Raw genomic sequence first — 15,089 nt, forward strand, 5'->3', positions numbered from 1 at the left:
CACCGTGGCGTTCGGAAAAGTGGAACGGGATGCCGACCTCGAGAACGCCGGCGCCGCGGTCGGCGAACAGGCGTAGTGCGGCGCTGTCGTCACTCGTGGAGGGGAAACCCGCTGGGAGGAAAACGCCCAGTTGAGGGGCGTGCTGGGTAAGACGCTGGGTGAGCCAGGCCGCAGCAGGAGTGAGTGCGCTCACGGTGGAAGCACCTTTCACGAGACGAGGTGGAGCAACGGTCGGGCGCGCATGTGGAGGCCGGGGCAGCCTCGGGGACGGCTTCTGCCATCCCCGAGGCGGGAGGAAATCACTTCTCAAACTGGTGCCAGGCTGAGCACTTAGTCGGCTTGTGACCGCTCTTGACCACGCAGACCCGCATCTTGAAAACCACGCCCGAGTAGAGGGTCGGCGTCTTCCAACTTCCGCGGCCGTTGGCCCACTTGTCCGTGACGTCGGCGACGAAGTAGCCGTTGCGGTTGGTGCGGACCTGAGTGATCGCGCTGTACCCGTCCCGCTTGAGATCGTTTGCATAGACGTGGCCGTTGAAGCTGTTGTAGTAGCCCTCGGCGCGCCCGCCCGGCGACGTCCACCAGCCTGAGCTTGCGGAGGCAGGTGTGGTGGCAAACGCCGCAGCTGCGAGCGCGCCCCCGAGGACGGCGGGCAGGGTGCGTGTGACGAGGCGGGGGACGGACATGGAGTGCTCCCTTGGGTGGTGGTCGCCTGCGTTCAGATGCGGGGCGACCGGTGCGTGCTGAGGGTGTGTATCGAGGAGGGGCCGGGATTGCAGCGGTTGCGGGACAGGCGCTGCAGAAGTCGGCTGAGTCGCGCGTCCGGTTGTGCAAAGGCAGACCGGGGCTCTCGGAGCCGCGTCGGAGCCGACGCGGCTCCGAGAGCAGGTGCCGGGGGTTGCCGGGTCAGAACTGCATCGGCGTGTTGATGTACGTCCTGGCCACCCAGCCGATCTTGTTCTTGTGAGCGCCCGACTTCACCTTGACGAGGCCCCAGGACTTCGCGCTGCCGGTGGATCCCTTGTTGCAGGCCCAGTAGACCTTCGTGCCCTTGGCGAGCTGCCCGGTCGCGAGGTACTTGGTCCCCGGCCCCGTGCGGAAACGGACGGTGGTGTTGACGTCGGTGTTGAGCTTCACCGACGTGGTGCAGGCACTGGCGCCGACTGCTGGAGTAGCAGCCGAGGCGGTGGTTGCCGTCACGCCGGCGACCACCGAGAGGGCGAGCATGGTCGTGACGGCCAGGCGCGCAGAGGTGCGGGCTTGCATGACGATCCTTCCATCAGAGGAGTTGCGGGTCAGGAGTGGTTGCGCGAGACGGGGTCGGCGCCTACACGGTCGGGGATGCGGTGAACAGGACCGGTGACCTGTAGCCCTTGCCGTCGCCGCTCCAGTCCAGCTGGATGTAGCCGTCGGCGAGGTAGCGGCCCGATCCGGCCTTGTACGCGGTGGTTCCTGTTTCGTAGGAGCCGTTGCCGTGCCCGCTGCTGTGCTCGAGCGCGTGCTCCAGGCCCGTGTAGGCGGCGGACCTCACGACCGGGTCCGTGCCGCGGACGCTGTGCTTGGTCTGGAGCTGGAACTTGGCGTTGTTGAAGGTGAGCGTGCTGCGGTTCTTTGCCGTGTAGGGGCCGTCCCAGTTGACCTTGGCGGTGGTGTAGATGTAGCCGCCGCTCCTCTTGGCGCAGAGCGTCACGGTCAGGTCCCAGTTGTCGGAGTCGGGCCCGTTGTAGGTCGGGTCATCGACGGTGTGGCTGCTGGTCCTGCACTGGTAGCTGGCTGCGGAGGCCGGGGTGGCAGTGGCCAGCGCGGCGGTGCCGGCGAGCGCGGTGAGGACGACGGCGGCAGAGGTGGAGCGCTTGAGGGCGCGCATAGTGGGCCTTTCGGTGCTTGGTTACTGACTGCAGGTGGTGTGGCCGGGCCGTTGACATGGGTGGTGAGCGGGAGCGGGTGCCGCGTAGGGCCATCCAGTTCGTCCGCGGCACTGCTGCGAGCTCGGCAAGGCGTGCTTCGCCTGCGAATTCGAGAGCAGCTGCTGTATTCGGCACGGCCGGCTTCGCGGCGGGGATTCCGACAAGGGGGTCTGGATCCCACAGACGGGGTGGCGCGGTTAGCCGGCGAGAGAGAGCAGCATGTCGCTGCGGATCCATCCGTAGGTGCCGGAGGCGAGGCCGCTCTTCGAGCGGTGCGTCAGCTTGGTGTAGTACCAGTTGCCCTTGCCGCAGTAGACGCGCAGGTCATCGCCGGTGTACAGGAATCCCTTGCTGCGATAGCTGGTGGAGGGGCCGGTGCGGTAGTTGACGCCGGCGCCGTCGACCTGGGCGTTGTGGTCCGCGATGTTGTAGGTGCACGTGGACGACGTGGCGGCCGATGCGGTCGGCGCGAGGGCAGCCGCGGTCCCGGCGAGCAGGGACGCGGACAGGGTGACGGTGGCGAGACGGCGTATGCCGGTCATGGCGTTCGGTGTCCTTTCGGGACGGCTTGCTCGACGGATTTCGGTGACAGCCGGAGTTCCGAGATGCAGAGGCGGGCGGAGTGCCGGGCCGTGAGGCGGACGCCTCGACGTGTTCAGGGGCCTCGGGCCTGGTTCGCGTACCGGAGGGCGGCCGCGCACTGGCTGGCGCTGACGACGGCCTTGGTCTCCTGGAGCTCGGCGGGCGGACGCTCAGCCACGGCGCGGCGGCCAGGGGTGGGGCTCATGCGGCGCTGATCATCGTGGGACGGACCTTGACCTGGGCACGGTCCAGGACGCTGTTGAGGTGGCGGCGTACGTCGGTGGGGGTGTCGCCGACGACGATGGCGAAGCCTGCTCGGATGTTGTTGGGCGTGCTGGGCGACGGCTTGAGGGTGACGTGGTCGCCCACGTCGCACAGCCACTGGAGTTCTTGCAGGTGATGGGCGTCGAACGGGTGGGGGCGCAGGGCGAGTCCGGTCACGGTGCCGTCGGCGGGCGGGTAGATCATGCCGATCGCGGCGCTGCGGGTGTGGGTGGGCGTGAGGTCCGGGGTTCGGCCGATGGCGAGGTCGGCGGCGGCTGCGGCGAGGTCTACGCCCGTTGCGTGGCGCACGAGTTGGCCGATGCGGTCGCCGCCGAGGCGCGCGTTGACCTCGATGAGCCGGGGGCCGGAGGCCGTGAGCTTCATCTCGACGTGGGAGACGCCGTGGGTGATGCCCACGGCCCGCAGGGCGGCTGCGGCGACGGGAGCGACGTCGTCGAGTAGCGGGTCACCGGCGATGACGAGGTGGGCTTGTTCCATGAAGAACGGCTCGAAGCCGACGGCCTTGCGGGTGACGGCGACGGCGGTGGTGACGCCGCTGTCGGTGACGGTTTCGACGGATACCTCCGGGCCGTCGAGGAACTCCTCCAGGAGGATGCCCTGGCCTTCGGGGCCCTGGTGGGCGGCGCCGGCGGAGGCGATGTTCCAGAGGGCGGGCAGGTCGGTGATGCTGTCGACGCGGACGACGCCGATGCTGCCGGCGTGCGCGGTGGGCTTGAGGACGACGGGGTATCCGCCGAGGCGCTCGGCGGCGGAGGCGGCTGCGTCGAAGCTGTGTACCCAGGTGGAGGCCGCCGAGGGGACGTCGGAGGCGGCGAACAGCTGCCGGCTGGTGGCCTTGTCGCGGGCCGCGGCGACGGCGGTCGGTGTGTTGCCGGGCAGTTGGAGATGTTCGGCGACCCGCGCCGTCGTGACGAGCAGGTACTCGTTGAAGGTCAGGACGCCGGCGATGGTCCAGTGGCGGGCCAGGGACTCGGCGGCCGCGATCACGCGTGCCGGGTCGTTGAGGTCGGTCGTCTCGAAGTCGACGACGTAGGGCAGTTGCCAGGTGGGCGGCTGGTCGTCGATGAGGAGTACGGAATGCTCGGCGGCGGCGGCTTCCAGCATGTACCGGCGCATCAGCTCGGGTGCGGAGCCGATGACGAGCAGCATCGGTTGGGACATGGAGCAACTCCTGGGGGTGGCACGGTGTTGGGTCAGGCGGCGTCGCTGGCCGCGAGGGCCGCGGGAGAGGGGTTGGTGGGTGCCGTCTGTTCGGCAGGGGTGTGCGGCGCGGTGTAGGAGGCGCGGTGGCGCCACAGGCCGCGGAAGGCCAGCGCCATCGCGAGTCCCTGGGCTGCGGAGCAGGCCAGCAGCAGGGCGGGGAGCCGGTCGGCGGGCAGTGCGGCGACGAGGGCTCCGGCGACGGGCATCGGGATGACGATCAGGACGATGGTGACGCTCAGGGTGCCGCCGAAGACGGCTGCCGGGATCAGCCGGGCGCGCAGGGTGCGCAGGACGACGGTGAGCGCGCCTTCACCGGCCATCAGGACGGCGATCGTCAGGGCGTAGCTGCTCAGTCCGGGGGCGAGCGCGGTGGTGAAGCAGGCCAGGCAGGCGGTGGCGGCCGCGGCGGCGCCGACCGGCCACAGGCCGTGGTGGTCGATGAGGCGGCGGCTGGCCGCAACGGCGCCCAGCGCGATGACGCCGGCCGCGCTCCATACGGCACCTACCGCGAGGGAGGAGGCGCCGTAGGTGTGGAGCACGGTGATCGGCGCGCTGGCCTGGGCGACGGCGACGGCGAGATTGCTGGCGATCAGGCCGGTGACGAGCCAGCCGAGGGCGGGGATGGTACGTACGGTCCGCCAGCCGGTGCGCAGGCTGGCGACGACCGACTGTGCCTCCGGGCCGCTGACGGGAACGTTGGGGCCCGGCAGGGGTTCGGTGACGATCGCGGCGCTGATGGAGAGGAATGCAACAGCGGCGAGGAGGGTGGAGGGACCGGCAAGGAGCAGCAGGCCGCCGAGCAACGGGCCGACGAGCAGGGCGCCTTGGTCGATGCTGATCTGGACGGACTGTACGCGGTGGGCCTGGGCACCGGCGGTCCGGCTGGCCTGGGCTCCGATGGTCTCGACGGCGACGAACGAGGCCTGTGCGAGGAGGCCGCTCAGGGCGCCGACGGCCATGACCGTGGTCGTGGCGGCGGTGCTGCCGCCGGGGAGCAGCAGGAGTGTGAGGGCCGCGCCGGCAAGCAGCAGGCCTCGGCAGGTGGTGGCGGCGCGGAAGACGGTGTCGGCGCGGTAGCGGTCGACGAGAGGGCCGCCGATGGTGAACGCGGCGAGGCGGGGCAGCCACTCCAGGAGGAAGGCGACGCCCGTTAGGGCGGTGGAGCCGGTGGTCGTCAGCACCAGGAGCGGGACGGCGTACGTGGTGACGGCGGTGGCCAGTGCGTCGGCCGCGCGCATGAGCGTCGGACGGCGCAGGACGCCTCCGGGGTGCGGGAACAACGGCATGAGAGATCACCTGGCGTGAGGTCTGGAGTGGAAGCGCGGTGCGAGGGGGAAAGCCGGGCCGGGTGCCCCGGGCCGGGTGGCCCGGGGCATCGAGGAGAGGCGGCGCGTCAGTCCAGGCACATGCGCACGTCGCGGTAGACGTACCTGCCGGAGACCCAGCCCTTCTTGCCGGTGTTCTTGTCGGTGATGTAGAGCCACTTCGCGCGGTGGGTGGTCTTGTGCACCGTGAACTTGTGGCTCTTGTAGAGGATCCCGACGGCCGTCGAGTTGGTGGTGGCCTTCGAGCGGATGGTCACCGCGTTGGTCCCGTGCACCTTGTACGGCAGCGGCGGCTTGTCGGGGCAGGACCACGAGGTGGACGCCGGGGTGGCGGTGGTCGGTGCCGCGGTGGCCGCCGGGGCGGACAGCAGCGGCAGGGCGACGGCGGCCGCGGTGGCCGCGAGCACGGCTATACGACGTGCAGACATGCACAAACCTCCATAAATGGGGTGCAGTTGGGTACGGGTGTGCCTCAGCGAGAGGTCAGTGGGCAGGCGCTGGGCGCTGTGTGGGACACCGGCGTCGCCGAGGCCCGGAATGGGGCTGGCCGTGGTCAGATCACGGTGCTTCGGCCGCATTGCTCCTCGGAGGAGCGGTCTGGGGGCGCGTCGCGATGGCGGCGCGCGGTGGTGCTAGAACCAGCTGGCGGCGACCCAGCCCTTCGTGCCGTACGAGCCGCTGGACAGGGACTTGCCGTAGTACCAGCGGTTGCCGTGCTTGTTGACGGCGGAGCACTCGACCCAGAACTCGCCGGCCGAGTCGAGGTGGCCCTTGGACTTGTAGGCCACGCCCGGGCCGGTGCGGATGTTCGGCCACTCCAGGTTGGGGCCCCACACGGAGTGGTTCCGGTCGTTGCGGGTGCAGGCGGACGAGCCGACAGCGGATGCGGGTGTGGCAACGGCGGCCAGGCCGCCGAGCAGGACCGCGGTGGCCGTCGTTGTCATGACGGCGTTGCGGAGCGCAGGTCGCATGAGGAACGTTCCTTCGCTGGGTGAGGTGTTCGTTCGGGGGTCGGGGTGGCCCGGGCCGGCTGCTCGGGCTCCCCACCGGCACACGTGGTGCGCCGGCGTGTCTGTGGGTCAGCCCTGCGGATCGGGCTGCTCGTCGGATCCGGTGCTGCGGCGGGTATAGCGGGCCGCTCCGACGGCCGAAATGCCCACCGCGAGCAGTCCGCCGGCAGCCAGCGCCAAGGTGCCGTCGCCCGAGGCACCGGTGTGCGCCAGCGAGGCGTCGGCCGCGGGCTTGTAGGTGTTGGGCTCGCTCGCCAAGGTGCGGTCGTCACTGTGGGACGCCTCTCCGTCCCCGCTTGCGGACCCGCTGTCGGAGCTGCTGCTGCCTTCACCGCCGGAGTTCGAGCCCTCACCGGATCCACCACCGTCCTGGCTGGGGTCCGTCGGGGTCGGCGTTGGAGTCGTGGGGTCCGTACCGGGGTCCGACGGGTCGGTACCAGGGTCCGTCGGCGTACCAGGGTCGGTCGGCGTACCAGGGTCCGTCGGCGTGCCGGGATCGGTGGGCGTGCCCGGGTCCGTCGGGGTCCCGGGATCCGTCGGCGTCCCCGGATCGGTGGGCGTGCCCGGGTCCGTCGGGGTCCCGGGATCCGTCGGCGTGCCGGGATCGGTGGGGTCCGTACCGGGGTCCGACGGGTCGGTACCCGGGTCGGTCGGGTCGGTTCCAGGGTCGGTGGGCGTGCCAGGGTCCGTCGGGTCCGTGCTCGGGTCCGTGCCGTCGCCCGGGTCGGTCGGATCCGTGGTCGGATCGGTCGTTGCACCGACGCTGACCTCGGCCGATGCGGAGATGTCCAGCAGCGGTGCGTCCGAGGCGCTCGCCGTGGTCTCGTCGGCAGCCGATGCGGCCGGAGCCGCGAAGAGGCCGGCCGCTGCCACCACCGCCGCAGTCGCAGCAGCGCTGCGCAGGAGGCGCGATCGAGTTCTGAGCATGAGGATGGTGCCTCTCTATAGATAGGGAGAAAGGGGAAGGCGTCGGTTCGGCCTATTCGCGGGGCGGTGCCGCGTGCCGTGATCAATCGTCATCCGGATTGCCTGTGGATAGATTTCGTCGCCGGCGCCGGGAGGCTGTGGGTCAGCTGGCCAGCAACGTGCTGCCGACGGTGCGTGCGAGGGTCGCGGCCGAGCCCGACGGGAGGTGGCGGGCGAGGTCGTCCGGATCACCGGTGTAGTGGAGGGTGCGCAGCCCCAATCGGACGGCGGCCGCGCAGTTGTCTGCGCGATCGTCGACAAACAGCACGCGGCCAGGGTCGGCGACTCCAGTGGCCGCCAGGGCGTGGCGGTAGGCGGCGGGGTCGGGCTTGCACAGGCCCAGTCGGGCCGAGTACAGGGCCTCGGTCATCAGCTCACGGCGCCAGGCAGTGGCGTCGAGGGCGTCGCTCAGAAAGTGCGGAGCATTCGACAACAGGACCATGGGCAGGTCTGGCCGGTGAGCGCGGTACAGGATGTCCAGGACGCGGTCGTCGGTTCGGATCCACATCTCGGTGTCGGCGGCGCGCAGGGAGCGCAGGGCCCGGGGGCCGGGGTGGTAGCCCAGGACCTTCGCCCAGTAGGCCAGGTCGCTCAGCTGACCGGCGTCGTACGCGTCCCGGGGGCCCCAGAAGGCTTCCTGAAAGGAGCGGATGTCCCTGTCGGGCCAGTCGGCAACCTCGGCGAGCTGGTGCCACATCGGGACGGTGGGCTGCAGGCCCTTGACCCCGTTGTAGTCGAGGATCAGTGCGTCAATCTCAGTGTCGGGGTGGGTGGTCATCGTGCCTCCAGGGCTCGGTGGGCGGCGAGGGCGACGGCTGCTGCCAGGAGGACAGGCAGCGCCAGGGCGGCGGGCACGCTGGTCAGGGATGCGAGCGCCCCGATGGCGGCGGGGCCGGTGAGCAGGCCGAGGTAGCCGGTCGCGGCTACTGCGGCGACGGCGCGTGGTCCTCCTCGTCCGGCGGCGGAGATGAGGGAGGGGACGGCGGTGGACAGGCCCAGTCCGAGCGCTGTCCAGCCGAGCAGGGCGGCCGGGACGGTGCCGATGGCCAGGCCGGCGCCGAGGCCGGCGGCAGCCAGGGCCGCTCCGCCTCGCACCACGGTGGTGGCGCCGTAGCGGGTGGTCAGCCGGTCGCCGAAGAGCCGTCCCGTGGCCATGGCCGCGCTGTAGAGGGCGTACGCGGCCGCGGCGGTGGCTTCGCCGGAGTGCAGGGAGTGCAGATGGACCGCGCTCCAGTCCACTGCGGCACCCTCGCCCAGGAGACATCCGGCCGCGAGGGCGCCCAGCAGCCAAACTGTGGCGCGGGACGAGGACGGTGCGGCCTCATCGTCCGTACAAGCTGACCCGGTTGTGTCGTCGAGATGCTGTGCTGCGCGGACGACCGGCACGGTGGCGAGCGCGGCGAGGACAGTGACGGCACCGACCGTGGTGAACAGCACGTCGTACGGCAGCCACGTGGTAGTGGCCGCGAGCGCGGCTCCGCCGAGGGCCCCGACCGAGTACGAGCAGTGAAGCGAGGACATGATCTTGCGGCGGTAGGCCCGCTCGACGTGGACCGCACAGGTGTTGGCGCCGACGTCGAGAAGCCCGTGTGCGAGCCCGAAGACCGCAGCTCCCAGAACCAGCGACGGCAGCGTGCGGCACTGTCCGAGTACCACGAGCACGGCACCGAAGATGACCGTGGGGCCGACCAGCAGTCGTGAGGGACCGTGACGATCGGCCAGCCGGCCGCCTACCTGGAGTCCGGCGACCATGCCGACCGCCGCACCGAGCAGGACGACCGCGAGCTCGCCGGCCGTCAGGTGGGCGGCAGCCTGGAGCGCGGGCATCCTCGAGCCCCACACGGCCATCACGACGCCCAAGGCGGCGAAGGCTCCGGTCAGCAGCCGACGGTCGGTCCTCGGGGGTGCGGAGCGCTCAGCGGCGAGGGCGGTCATCTCGCCTCCCGCAGGGTGAGCGTTCGGGCGGGACGAGGAGCGTGAGCTGGCTCGGCACCCCGAGAACAGCCAGTCCCACGCAGCGGTGGGGGCAGGGCGATGTGCATGACGTCCTCACACGTTGGAGAAAGGGGAGACGGCGCGGCACGTTCGCGAGTCGGCATCCGCCGTGCGCCGAAGGGGAGTTGGTCACCGGTCAGCGGGTGAGCCCCGATCATCACCCGGTTGGCCTGTGGATAGATTTCGCGCTTCCGCAAGCGCCAGGGAGTCCGGAATGCGCCTATCTCAGCGGCGCCGTCTCGCGGGGCCCTCGGCGGATCACGCGTGAGGGGTGCGGCGTCAAGGGCGTGAGGGAGGACCGGCGCATGGCCAGGGTGACCCAGGCCGCGGCGGCACCGGCCAGGGCGGTGGAGATGGACGGCAGCGGACCGGCGGCCGAGCTTGCGAGCGCAGTTCCACCGGCCTGCCCAAGGCCCAGGCACGCGACCATCCACGCCGAGGCCTCGCCGAGCGTGCCGTGCGGGGCCAGGTCGTCCAGGCTGGAGAAGACGCTGACCAGCAGCGGGGCGAGGAACAACCCGGGAAGGACAGCCACTACTACGGCTGCCGGTGCCGAGGGCTGGAACAGCAGCGGCAGGAGGCCGACAAGAAGTCCCAGGGTGGTTGCGCGCAGATGCGCGGACGGCGTGCCGGGCCAGCGGCGTTTGCCGTAGACGAGGCCTCCGGTGAGACTGCCGACCGCGAGGGCGGCGGGCATGAGGGTGGACAGGGCGGGCGCACGGTGTTCCTCGGCGAGCGCCAGGGCCACGACGTTGATCGCGCCCAGGGCGACGCCGGCACCGAGGAGCGCGATGGCCAGAGTCCGTGTGCCCGGAGCTCGCAGGGGGCCGAGCACGTCAGTGCGGCGCGCGGGGGCCGGCTGCCAGCGCCGGGTGGGTGCCGCGGTGGCGAGAATGGCCGTTCCGGCGAGGCCGAGGACCGCAGCTGCGGCCAGGGTCACCTGCGCTTCCGTAATGGCGTCCACGGCCAGGACGAGGAGCGGACCGACGATGAACACGACTTCCTGGGCGCAGGCGTCGAGGCTGAGGGCGGCGCGGAGTTGGGCATCGGAGGCGGTCACGTCGCCCCACACGACTCGGAGCGCTGCCTCGGTCGGCGGTGTCGCCCCGCCCGCGGTGACGGCGAGCAGCGCGGCGGCCAACGGATGGTCGACGGTGTCGAGGACTGCAAGGACGGTGAAAGCGGCGGTTGAGGCGAGGGCCGTGCCGAGGAGAGTCGGCATCGGGCCGTGACGGTCCAGCATGCGGCCCCACCAGGGCTGTCCGAGGGCTGCGCTGACGCCGTACGCGGCGGCAAGGAGACCGGCCTGGCGGACGCTTCCGCCGTCGGCTCGCACGACCAGGAGCAAGGCGATCGGTGCCATCGCGACTGGGAGGTGTCCGACGACGGCTCCGGTCAGCAGGCGCAGGATGTGGGGCGCGGTCAGCAGGTGCCTGTAGCCGTTCAGGGCGGGTGGGCGTTCGGTGGTGGTGCCGGTGGTCATGGGGGACCGGGTCCTTCGGTTCGGAGATCAGCACGGGGTGCGGGGCGTGACGGAAGTGGCGGGCGCAGGGCCGCGGGTGCGCCAAGGCGCGGCAGGGCATGGCGCGTTGGGGGTGCGGGAACGTCGTACGGAGGTGGCGAGTGGCCAGCACAGGGCGGCGCCGAGGAGCCCGGAGCTGAAGGTGCAGGCGCCGACCAGGGCGTCGCCGCCGTGAGTGAGCGCCCAGGTGGCGAGCGCTGGAGCGACGATGACGGCGCCGGCCAGGGTGGTTCCCCAGATGCCGGCGTAGGTTCCCTGGGCCGCGGGAGGCGCGATCCGGTTGAGGATGTCGGCAGCCGCCACGAAGATCACGATCTCGCCGGGTACGGCCAGGGCGGCCGCGGTGGCGTAGCCGAGGGTGGTGGACACGAAGCCGGTGGAGCCTACGGTGACGGCCAGGCCGAGGGAACTGAGGGCGAACAGTCCGGTCATCGCGTGGGGACGGCTGGCTCGGCGGCTTAGCCAGCCGTTCAGCGCGGGCGACAGCGCGAGGACGACGCCGGCGTTCGCGGCCTGGGCCCAGCCGTAGTCCGCGGCCGACAGGCCGTCGCCTTCCATGAGCAGCGGCAGAGCGGAGAACAGGCTGCCGGTGCAGGTGAGGGCGGCGAGGCTGGCGGCGAGCAGCCACCACAGGCGCGGGTCGCTGAGTGCGGCGGCCACACCCGGTGAGGCAAAGGAGCGTCCGGGCTTCCGGGAGTCGACCAGTTGCCATGCGATCAGTGCGAACCCTCCGCAGACGGCCGCATTGATGCAGATCAGCGCGCCGATCCCGAGGGGCGCCGCGAGCAGGCCGCCGACGGTGCCGGCGAAGGCAGCACCGACGTTCACCGCGTAGTTGCGCCACCCGTTGGCCTTGGCGCGCGCGGCGGCGTCGGGGAAGGCGTCGGCTATCGCCGCGGTGACGACCGGCCGTGGGGCGTCGTACACGAGGCCAGCCAGGAAGGACGTGGTGACGAGCGCCGGTGTGGTGTGTGCGAGAGCGAGCGGCGGGAGTACGGCTGCGGCGAGCAGCATGGTCGCGACCAGGGTGGCGCGTCGGCCCCAGCGGTCGGCGAGCCAGCCGCTCAGGACCGAGCCTGCCAGCCAGCCGGTCCCAAACGTCGCGAGTAGTACGCCCACCAAGCTCGTGGCCAGGTGGAGGTTGGTGAGGTGATAGGGCAGGAACGGGAAGGTGAAGCCGAAGGCCCTCACGGTGAACGTGCCGACCAGCAGGGTCCAGATGGACGCCGGCCATGAGCGCGTGTATCCCGCTGCCTGCACGTCCGGTGCTCTGACCGGCACGGTGGTGGTCACAGGGACTCCTGTGGATGGGACAGCGCGCGCCGGACGGGCGTACGCCGGTACGGAAGTGAGGGGCGGGGTGCCGCCGAGGACGGGGGCTCGGCGGCACCCCCGTGGCCGAGGGCCCCGTAGCGCACGCGCTGGTGGCCGGGGCTCGGGCGCCGGATGCAGGCGGCGCGCTCGGCCGGCCCCGGCCAGGCTCGGGGGTTGGGCCTGGCCGGGAGTCATCGGTGGTGCCGCCGCGGGAGGGGCGGGCGGTGCCGGGCAGCCGGTGAGCCCGCGCCGTCACCGACGTGGCGCTGGGCTGGCGGCTGCAGAGGGGTCTGTGGTCTCGTTGCCCTCAGCAGGTCGCGCTGGCGTCTACCACCAGTCGTTGTAGCTCGACCGCACCCAGCCCTTGACGTTCTTGTTGGGGCCGGAGGTGACCTTGATGTATTCCCAGGACCACATCTTGGCGCCTGAGGCCTTGTGGTAGCAGTACATGTAGGTGCGGGTCCCCTTGGACAGCAGGCCCTTGGAAGCGTACGACGTGCCCGGCCCGCTCCTCAGATTGACGCCGTTGGTGTTGATGTGACCGTCGAAGTAATACCAGGCGGAATTGCATCCTTTCGAGTCCACGGCAGAAGCCGTGGGTGCGATCGCGATCGTCGTGCCGACGGCCGCGAAGATGGCTACGGCCGTAGAGGCGGCCACCCGCCCGATGAGGTTGGACCGGGTCCGCCGGGAGGCGGGCGGGGTGGCCTGCGCCGCTTCGGGTATGCCGTCGCTGGTGGTCTGCATGTCGTCCTCCCGATGAAATCCGCATGCGGAATGCGCCGTTGGGCAGGTGCCGCGACCGTTGTTTCGCGGCCTGCGCTCCGATGCGCTGACTCCGGAAAGGTAGAACGGATACCCTGTGGATAGATTTTGCGAAATCCTCGCCGCCGGACCTTCCGTGTCCGCTTTCACCCGGCCTTGGGGAAATACGGCGGCGTCCAACCCACGTATTTGGCCTTCCAGTTCTTTTCGATGAAGTCGGCCTTGACGACGTCGATGTAGCCCGGGCGTTTCACGTCGTTGCTGACGATCTCGCCGTTGCCGAGGTAGACGGCGATGTGGCCGGCCCGGTGGCCGGTGTCCCAGTACATGAGGGCGCCCGGGGGCGGGGTGCGGTCGCCGTCGTGCCGCATGTCGGCGGGCACGACCTTGTAGTGGTCGATGGCGTAGGTGACTCCGCTGAAATTCCAGCCGTAGACGTTCGCCACGAAGGCGAGGCACCTGCGGTACCAGCCGTTGGTCGACATGAGCCCGGAGTGGTGGCGGGCCCAAGCGATGGCGTCCTTGACGGAGCGGGGGTTGCTCAGCTGCCAGGTTGCCGTGCCGTCGGTGAAGGTGCCGCCCGCGCTGCTGCCGGAGGTGCCCGTCTCGCTGTCTGCGCACTGGCTGGGCTCGGCGCCGGACGCGGTGCCGGAGTCCGCCGTGCCACCGGAGGTCGAGCCGGAGTCGGTGCCGCCGCGGGAAAGGTCGATGCCTGCCTCCTTGGCCAGCGCGCGGACCTCGGACTCACGCCCGGCGTACAGCTCGGGGTGGGCGCTGCCCTGGACCGCCTGGGCGACGTCGCCGGGCGGCTTGGTCTGCCAGTTCGGGACGTCGACGAGGCCCTTGTTGGTGCCGCGCCCGTACAGGAATGACGCTGTGGCGAACGCGGGGTCCCTGATCTGGGCCTTGGATCCCCAGTCCATCGAGGGCCGCTGCTGGAAGAGACCGACCGAGTCCAGGTGACCGTCCGGCCGGTTGATCAGCGACGACTCCTGCATGGCCGTCATCAGGGCGATAAGCGTCGCCCTGCCCGGAAGTTTCTGGGAGGCCTTGGCGATGGCCTTCGCGTTGGTGAGCTGCTGCTTGTGCACGCTTCCCTGGGCGGGCGGGCTGTTGTTGCTGTCGGGGGCGGCCGCGCCGGTGCCCGGGCCTGTGTCCTCGCAGGTGGAGGCCTCGGCGCTGGAGCCCATGGGCATGGCGCCCAGAAGGAGCAGGCCCAGGAAGAAGAGGACGGCGGCGACCGCGCCGAGCTTGAGCATCAGGCCCTTCTTCGCGACGCCGGCCGCCCGCATCGCGATCTGGGTGAGGTCGTCCTGGTCCACGGCTACTCCTCCAGGCCGACGACGCGGGTGACCATCCAGGGCTGGCCGACGTCGGCGCGGGAGACCTCGAGCGTGAGGTGGCGGGTGTAGGTGTAGTTGTCGGTGCCCTTGACTTCGATGTGTGCGGTGGCATCCCGGTAGACCCGCACGGGGGTGTCGGGGGCGAACTCCTTCTTGGAAGCAGGCGGGTTGATGCTCACCTGGGTGGGGGTGGCGGACGTGGCCTGGGCGGCGACGAGCTTGTTCCAGTCGATGTCGTCGTGCTTGTTGAGGTTGTCCGCCAGGGCGGTGGACGCGTACGGCGCTGCCCGTTCGACGGCCGCGGAGTGGGTGCCGTCCTGCAGCGGCATCCGGGTGGTGTAGGCGAGGACGAAGGCCTTGGCGATGCCGTCGGGGGTGCCGGGGCGCCGGACCGTGCGGCTCGCCGAGGCAGCGGGGGACGGGGTGTCCTCCTGCGGGGCTGGCGTGGCCGAATACGTTGCCGGGGGTTTGGTCTGCACGGTGTCGCGGTCGTCGTGGGAGTTCAGCCAGGAGGCGCCGGCGACGAGTCCCGCGACGACGAGCAGGATGATCGGCACGCTCAGCGGCGTGGGCACCTTCCTGCGTTCCGCCTTCACCCAGCGGGCGCGGGCGTCGCGGCGGGCCGATCGCCAGGCTCTGCGGACGCGGCGCCGCTGACGGAAGGGCAGATCGGCGATCTCGTCGGGCAGTTCGTCGGCGCGCAGGAACTCGCGCCACCCTTCGGGGGTGCGGGAGGGCGGGGCATTCTTCTTCGGGGTCGGTGTCGGGTTGTGCAGCTCGTCGTGGTCGCGGTCGGACATGGGGAACTCCGGGGTGGGCGGCCCGCGTGCGGGCACGCGGGCATGGCGAGATGGCCCCGGGGCGGTCCGGCC

Annotated in this window: 17 protein-coding genes and 1 pseudogene; all 18 read right to left on the reverse strand. The window is 71.0% G+C overall.

The genetic code is table 11. The features are described from left to right. Positions 1-193 (reverse strand): annotated as a pseudogene (locus SZN_RS41960) (tryptophan synthase subunit alpha); the annotation flags it as partial. A 106-nt stretch (positions 194-299) separates the two neighbouring features. Then, positions 300-686, reverse strand: coding sequence for a hypothetical protein (locus tag SZN_RS41440; RefSeq protein WP_007496713.1), 387 nt, complete (start codon positions 684-686; stop codon positions 300-302). Positions 687-906: 220 nt separating this feature from the next. Next, the gene (locus tag SZN_RS17290) at positions 907-1,266 is read right to left on the reverse strand and encodes an SH3 domain-containing protein (RefSeq protein WP_007496716.1); all 360 of its coding nucleotides are present in this window, start codon (positions 1,264-1,266) and stop codon (positions 907-909) included. 61 nt (positions 1,267-1,327) lie between these two features. Then, the gene (locus SZN_RS17295; RefSeq protein WP_007496718.1) at positions 1,328-1,867 is read right to left on the reverse strand and encodes a hypothetical protein; all 540 of its coding nucleotides are present in this window, start codon (positions 1,865-1,867) and stop codon (positions 1,328-1,330) included. A gap of 237 nt (positions 1,868-2,104) precedes the next feature. Beyond that, a complete protein-coding gene (locus SZN_RS17300; protein ID WP_007496719.1) occupies positions 2,105-2,449 on the reverse strand; it encodes an SH3 domain-containing protein in 345 nt (114 codons plus the stop codon). Positions 2,450-2,562: 113 nt separating this feature from the next. Further along, positions 2,563-2,694, reverse strand: coding sequence for a hypothetical protein (locus SZN_RS43190; RefSeq protein WP_279627024.1), 132 nt, complete (start codon positions 2,692-2,694; stop codon positions 2,563-2,565). After that, positions 2,691-3,935, reverse strand: coding sequence for an ATP-grasp domain-containing protein (locus SZN_RS17305; protein ID WP_007496721.1), 1,245 nt, complete (start codon positions 3,933-3,935; stop codon positions 2,691-2,693). The genes SZN_RS43190 and SZN_RS17305 overlap by 4 nt, the downstream gene beginning before the upstream one ends. 32 nt (positions 3,936-3,967) lie before the next feature. Next, positions 3,968-5,263, reverse strand: a complete 1,296-nt coding sequence (locus tag SZN_RS17310; RefSeq protein WP_043731325.1) for an MFS transporter — start codon at positions 5,261-5,263, stop codon at positions 3,968-3,970. Positions 5,264-5,370: 107 nt separating this feature from the next. Further along, a complete protein-coding gene (locus SZN_RS17315) occupies positions 5,371-5,730 on the reverse strand; it encodes an SH3 domain-containing protein (RefSeq protein WP_050815082.1) in 360 nt (119 codons plus the stop codon). A gap of 204 nt (positions 5,731-5,934) precedes the next feature. Then, positions 5,935-6,273, reverse strand: coding sequence for a hypothetical protein (locus SZN_RS17320; RefSeq protein ID WP_007496727.1), 339 nt, complete (start codon positions 6,271-6,273; stop codon positions 5,935-5,937). Between the two features lie 108 nt (positions 6,274-6,381). Continuing rightward, complete coding sequence (locus tag SZN_RS42655) at positions 6,382-6,570, reverse strand: hypothetical protein (protein ID WP_244313375.1); 189 nt, start codon at positions 6,568-6,570, stop codon at positions 6,382-6,384. An 811-nt stretch (positions 6,571-7,381) separates the two neighbouring features. Next, positions 7,382-8,056, reverse strand: a complete 675-nt coding sequence (locus tag SZN_RS17330) for an HAD-IA family hydrolase (RefSeq protein ID WP_007496732.1) — start codon at positions 8,054-8,056, stop codon at positions 7,382-7,384. Further along, on the reverse strand, positions 8,053-9,213 hold the full coding sequence (locus SZN_RS17335; RefSeq protein ID WP_007496734.1) for an MFS transporter: 1,161 nt from the start codon (positions 9,211-9,213) through the stop codon (positions 8,053-8,055). The genes SZN_RS17330 and SZN_RS17335 overlap by 4 nt, the downstream gene beginning before the upstream one ends. Before the next feature lie 280 nt (positions 9,214-9,493). After that, positions 9,494-10,756, reverse strand: coding sequence for an MFS transporter (locus SZN_RS17340; protein ID WP_007496736.1), 1,263 nt, complete (start codon positions 10,754-10,756; stop codon positions 9,494-9,496). Between the two features lie 27 nt (positions 10,757-10,783). Continuing rightward, positions 10,784-12,088, reverse strand: coding sequence for an MFS transporter (locus tag SZN_RS17345; protein ID WP_007496738.1), 1,305 nt, complete (start codon positions 12,086-12,088; stop codon positions 10,784-10,786). Between the two features lie 348 nt (positions 12,089-12,436). Next, positions 12,437-12,856, reverse strand: coding sequence for an SH3 domain-containing protein (locus SZN_RS17350; protein ID WP_007496740.1), 420 nt, complete (start codon positions 12,854-12,856; stop codon positions 12,437-12,439). Positions 12,857-13,020: 164 nt separating this feature from the next. Continuing rightward, positions 13,021-14,196, reverse strand: a complete 1,176-nt coding sequence (locus SZN_RS17355) for an NlpC/P60 family protein (protein WP_007496741.1) — start codon at positions 14,194-14,196, stop codon at positions 13,021-13,023. A gap of 2 nt (positions 14,197-14,198) precedes the next feature. Next, positions 14,199-15,017, reverse strand: coding sequence for a hypothetical protein (locus tag SZN_RS17360; RefSeq protein WP_007496743.1), 819 nt, complete (start codon positions 15,015-15,017; stop codon positions 14,199-14,201). Positions 15,018-15,089 lie beyond the last annotated feature (72 nt).

Origin of the sequence: Streptomyces zinciresistens K42, from assembly GCF_000225525.1 — a bacterium.
In the GTDB taxonomy this organism is placed as follows: Bacteria; Actinomycetota; Actinomycetes; order Streptomycetales; family Streptomycetaceae; genus Streptomyces; species Streptomyces zinciresistens.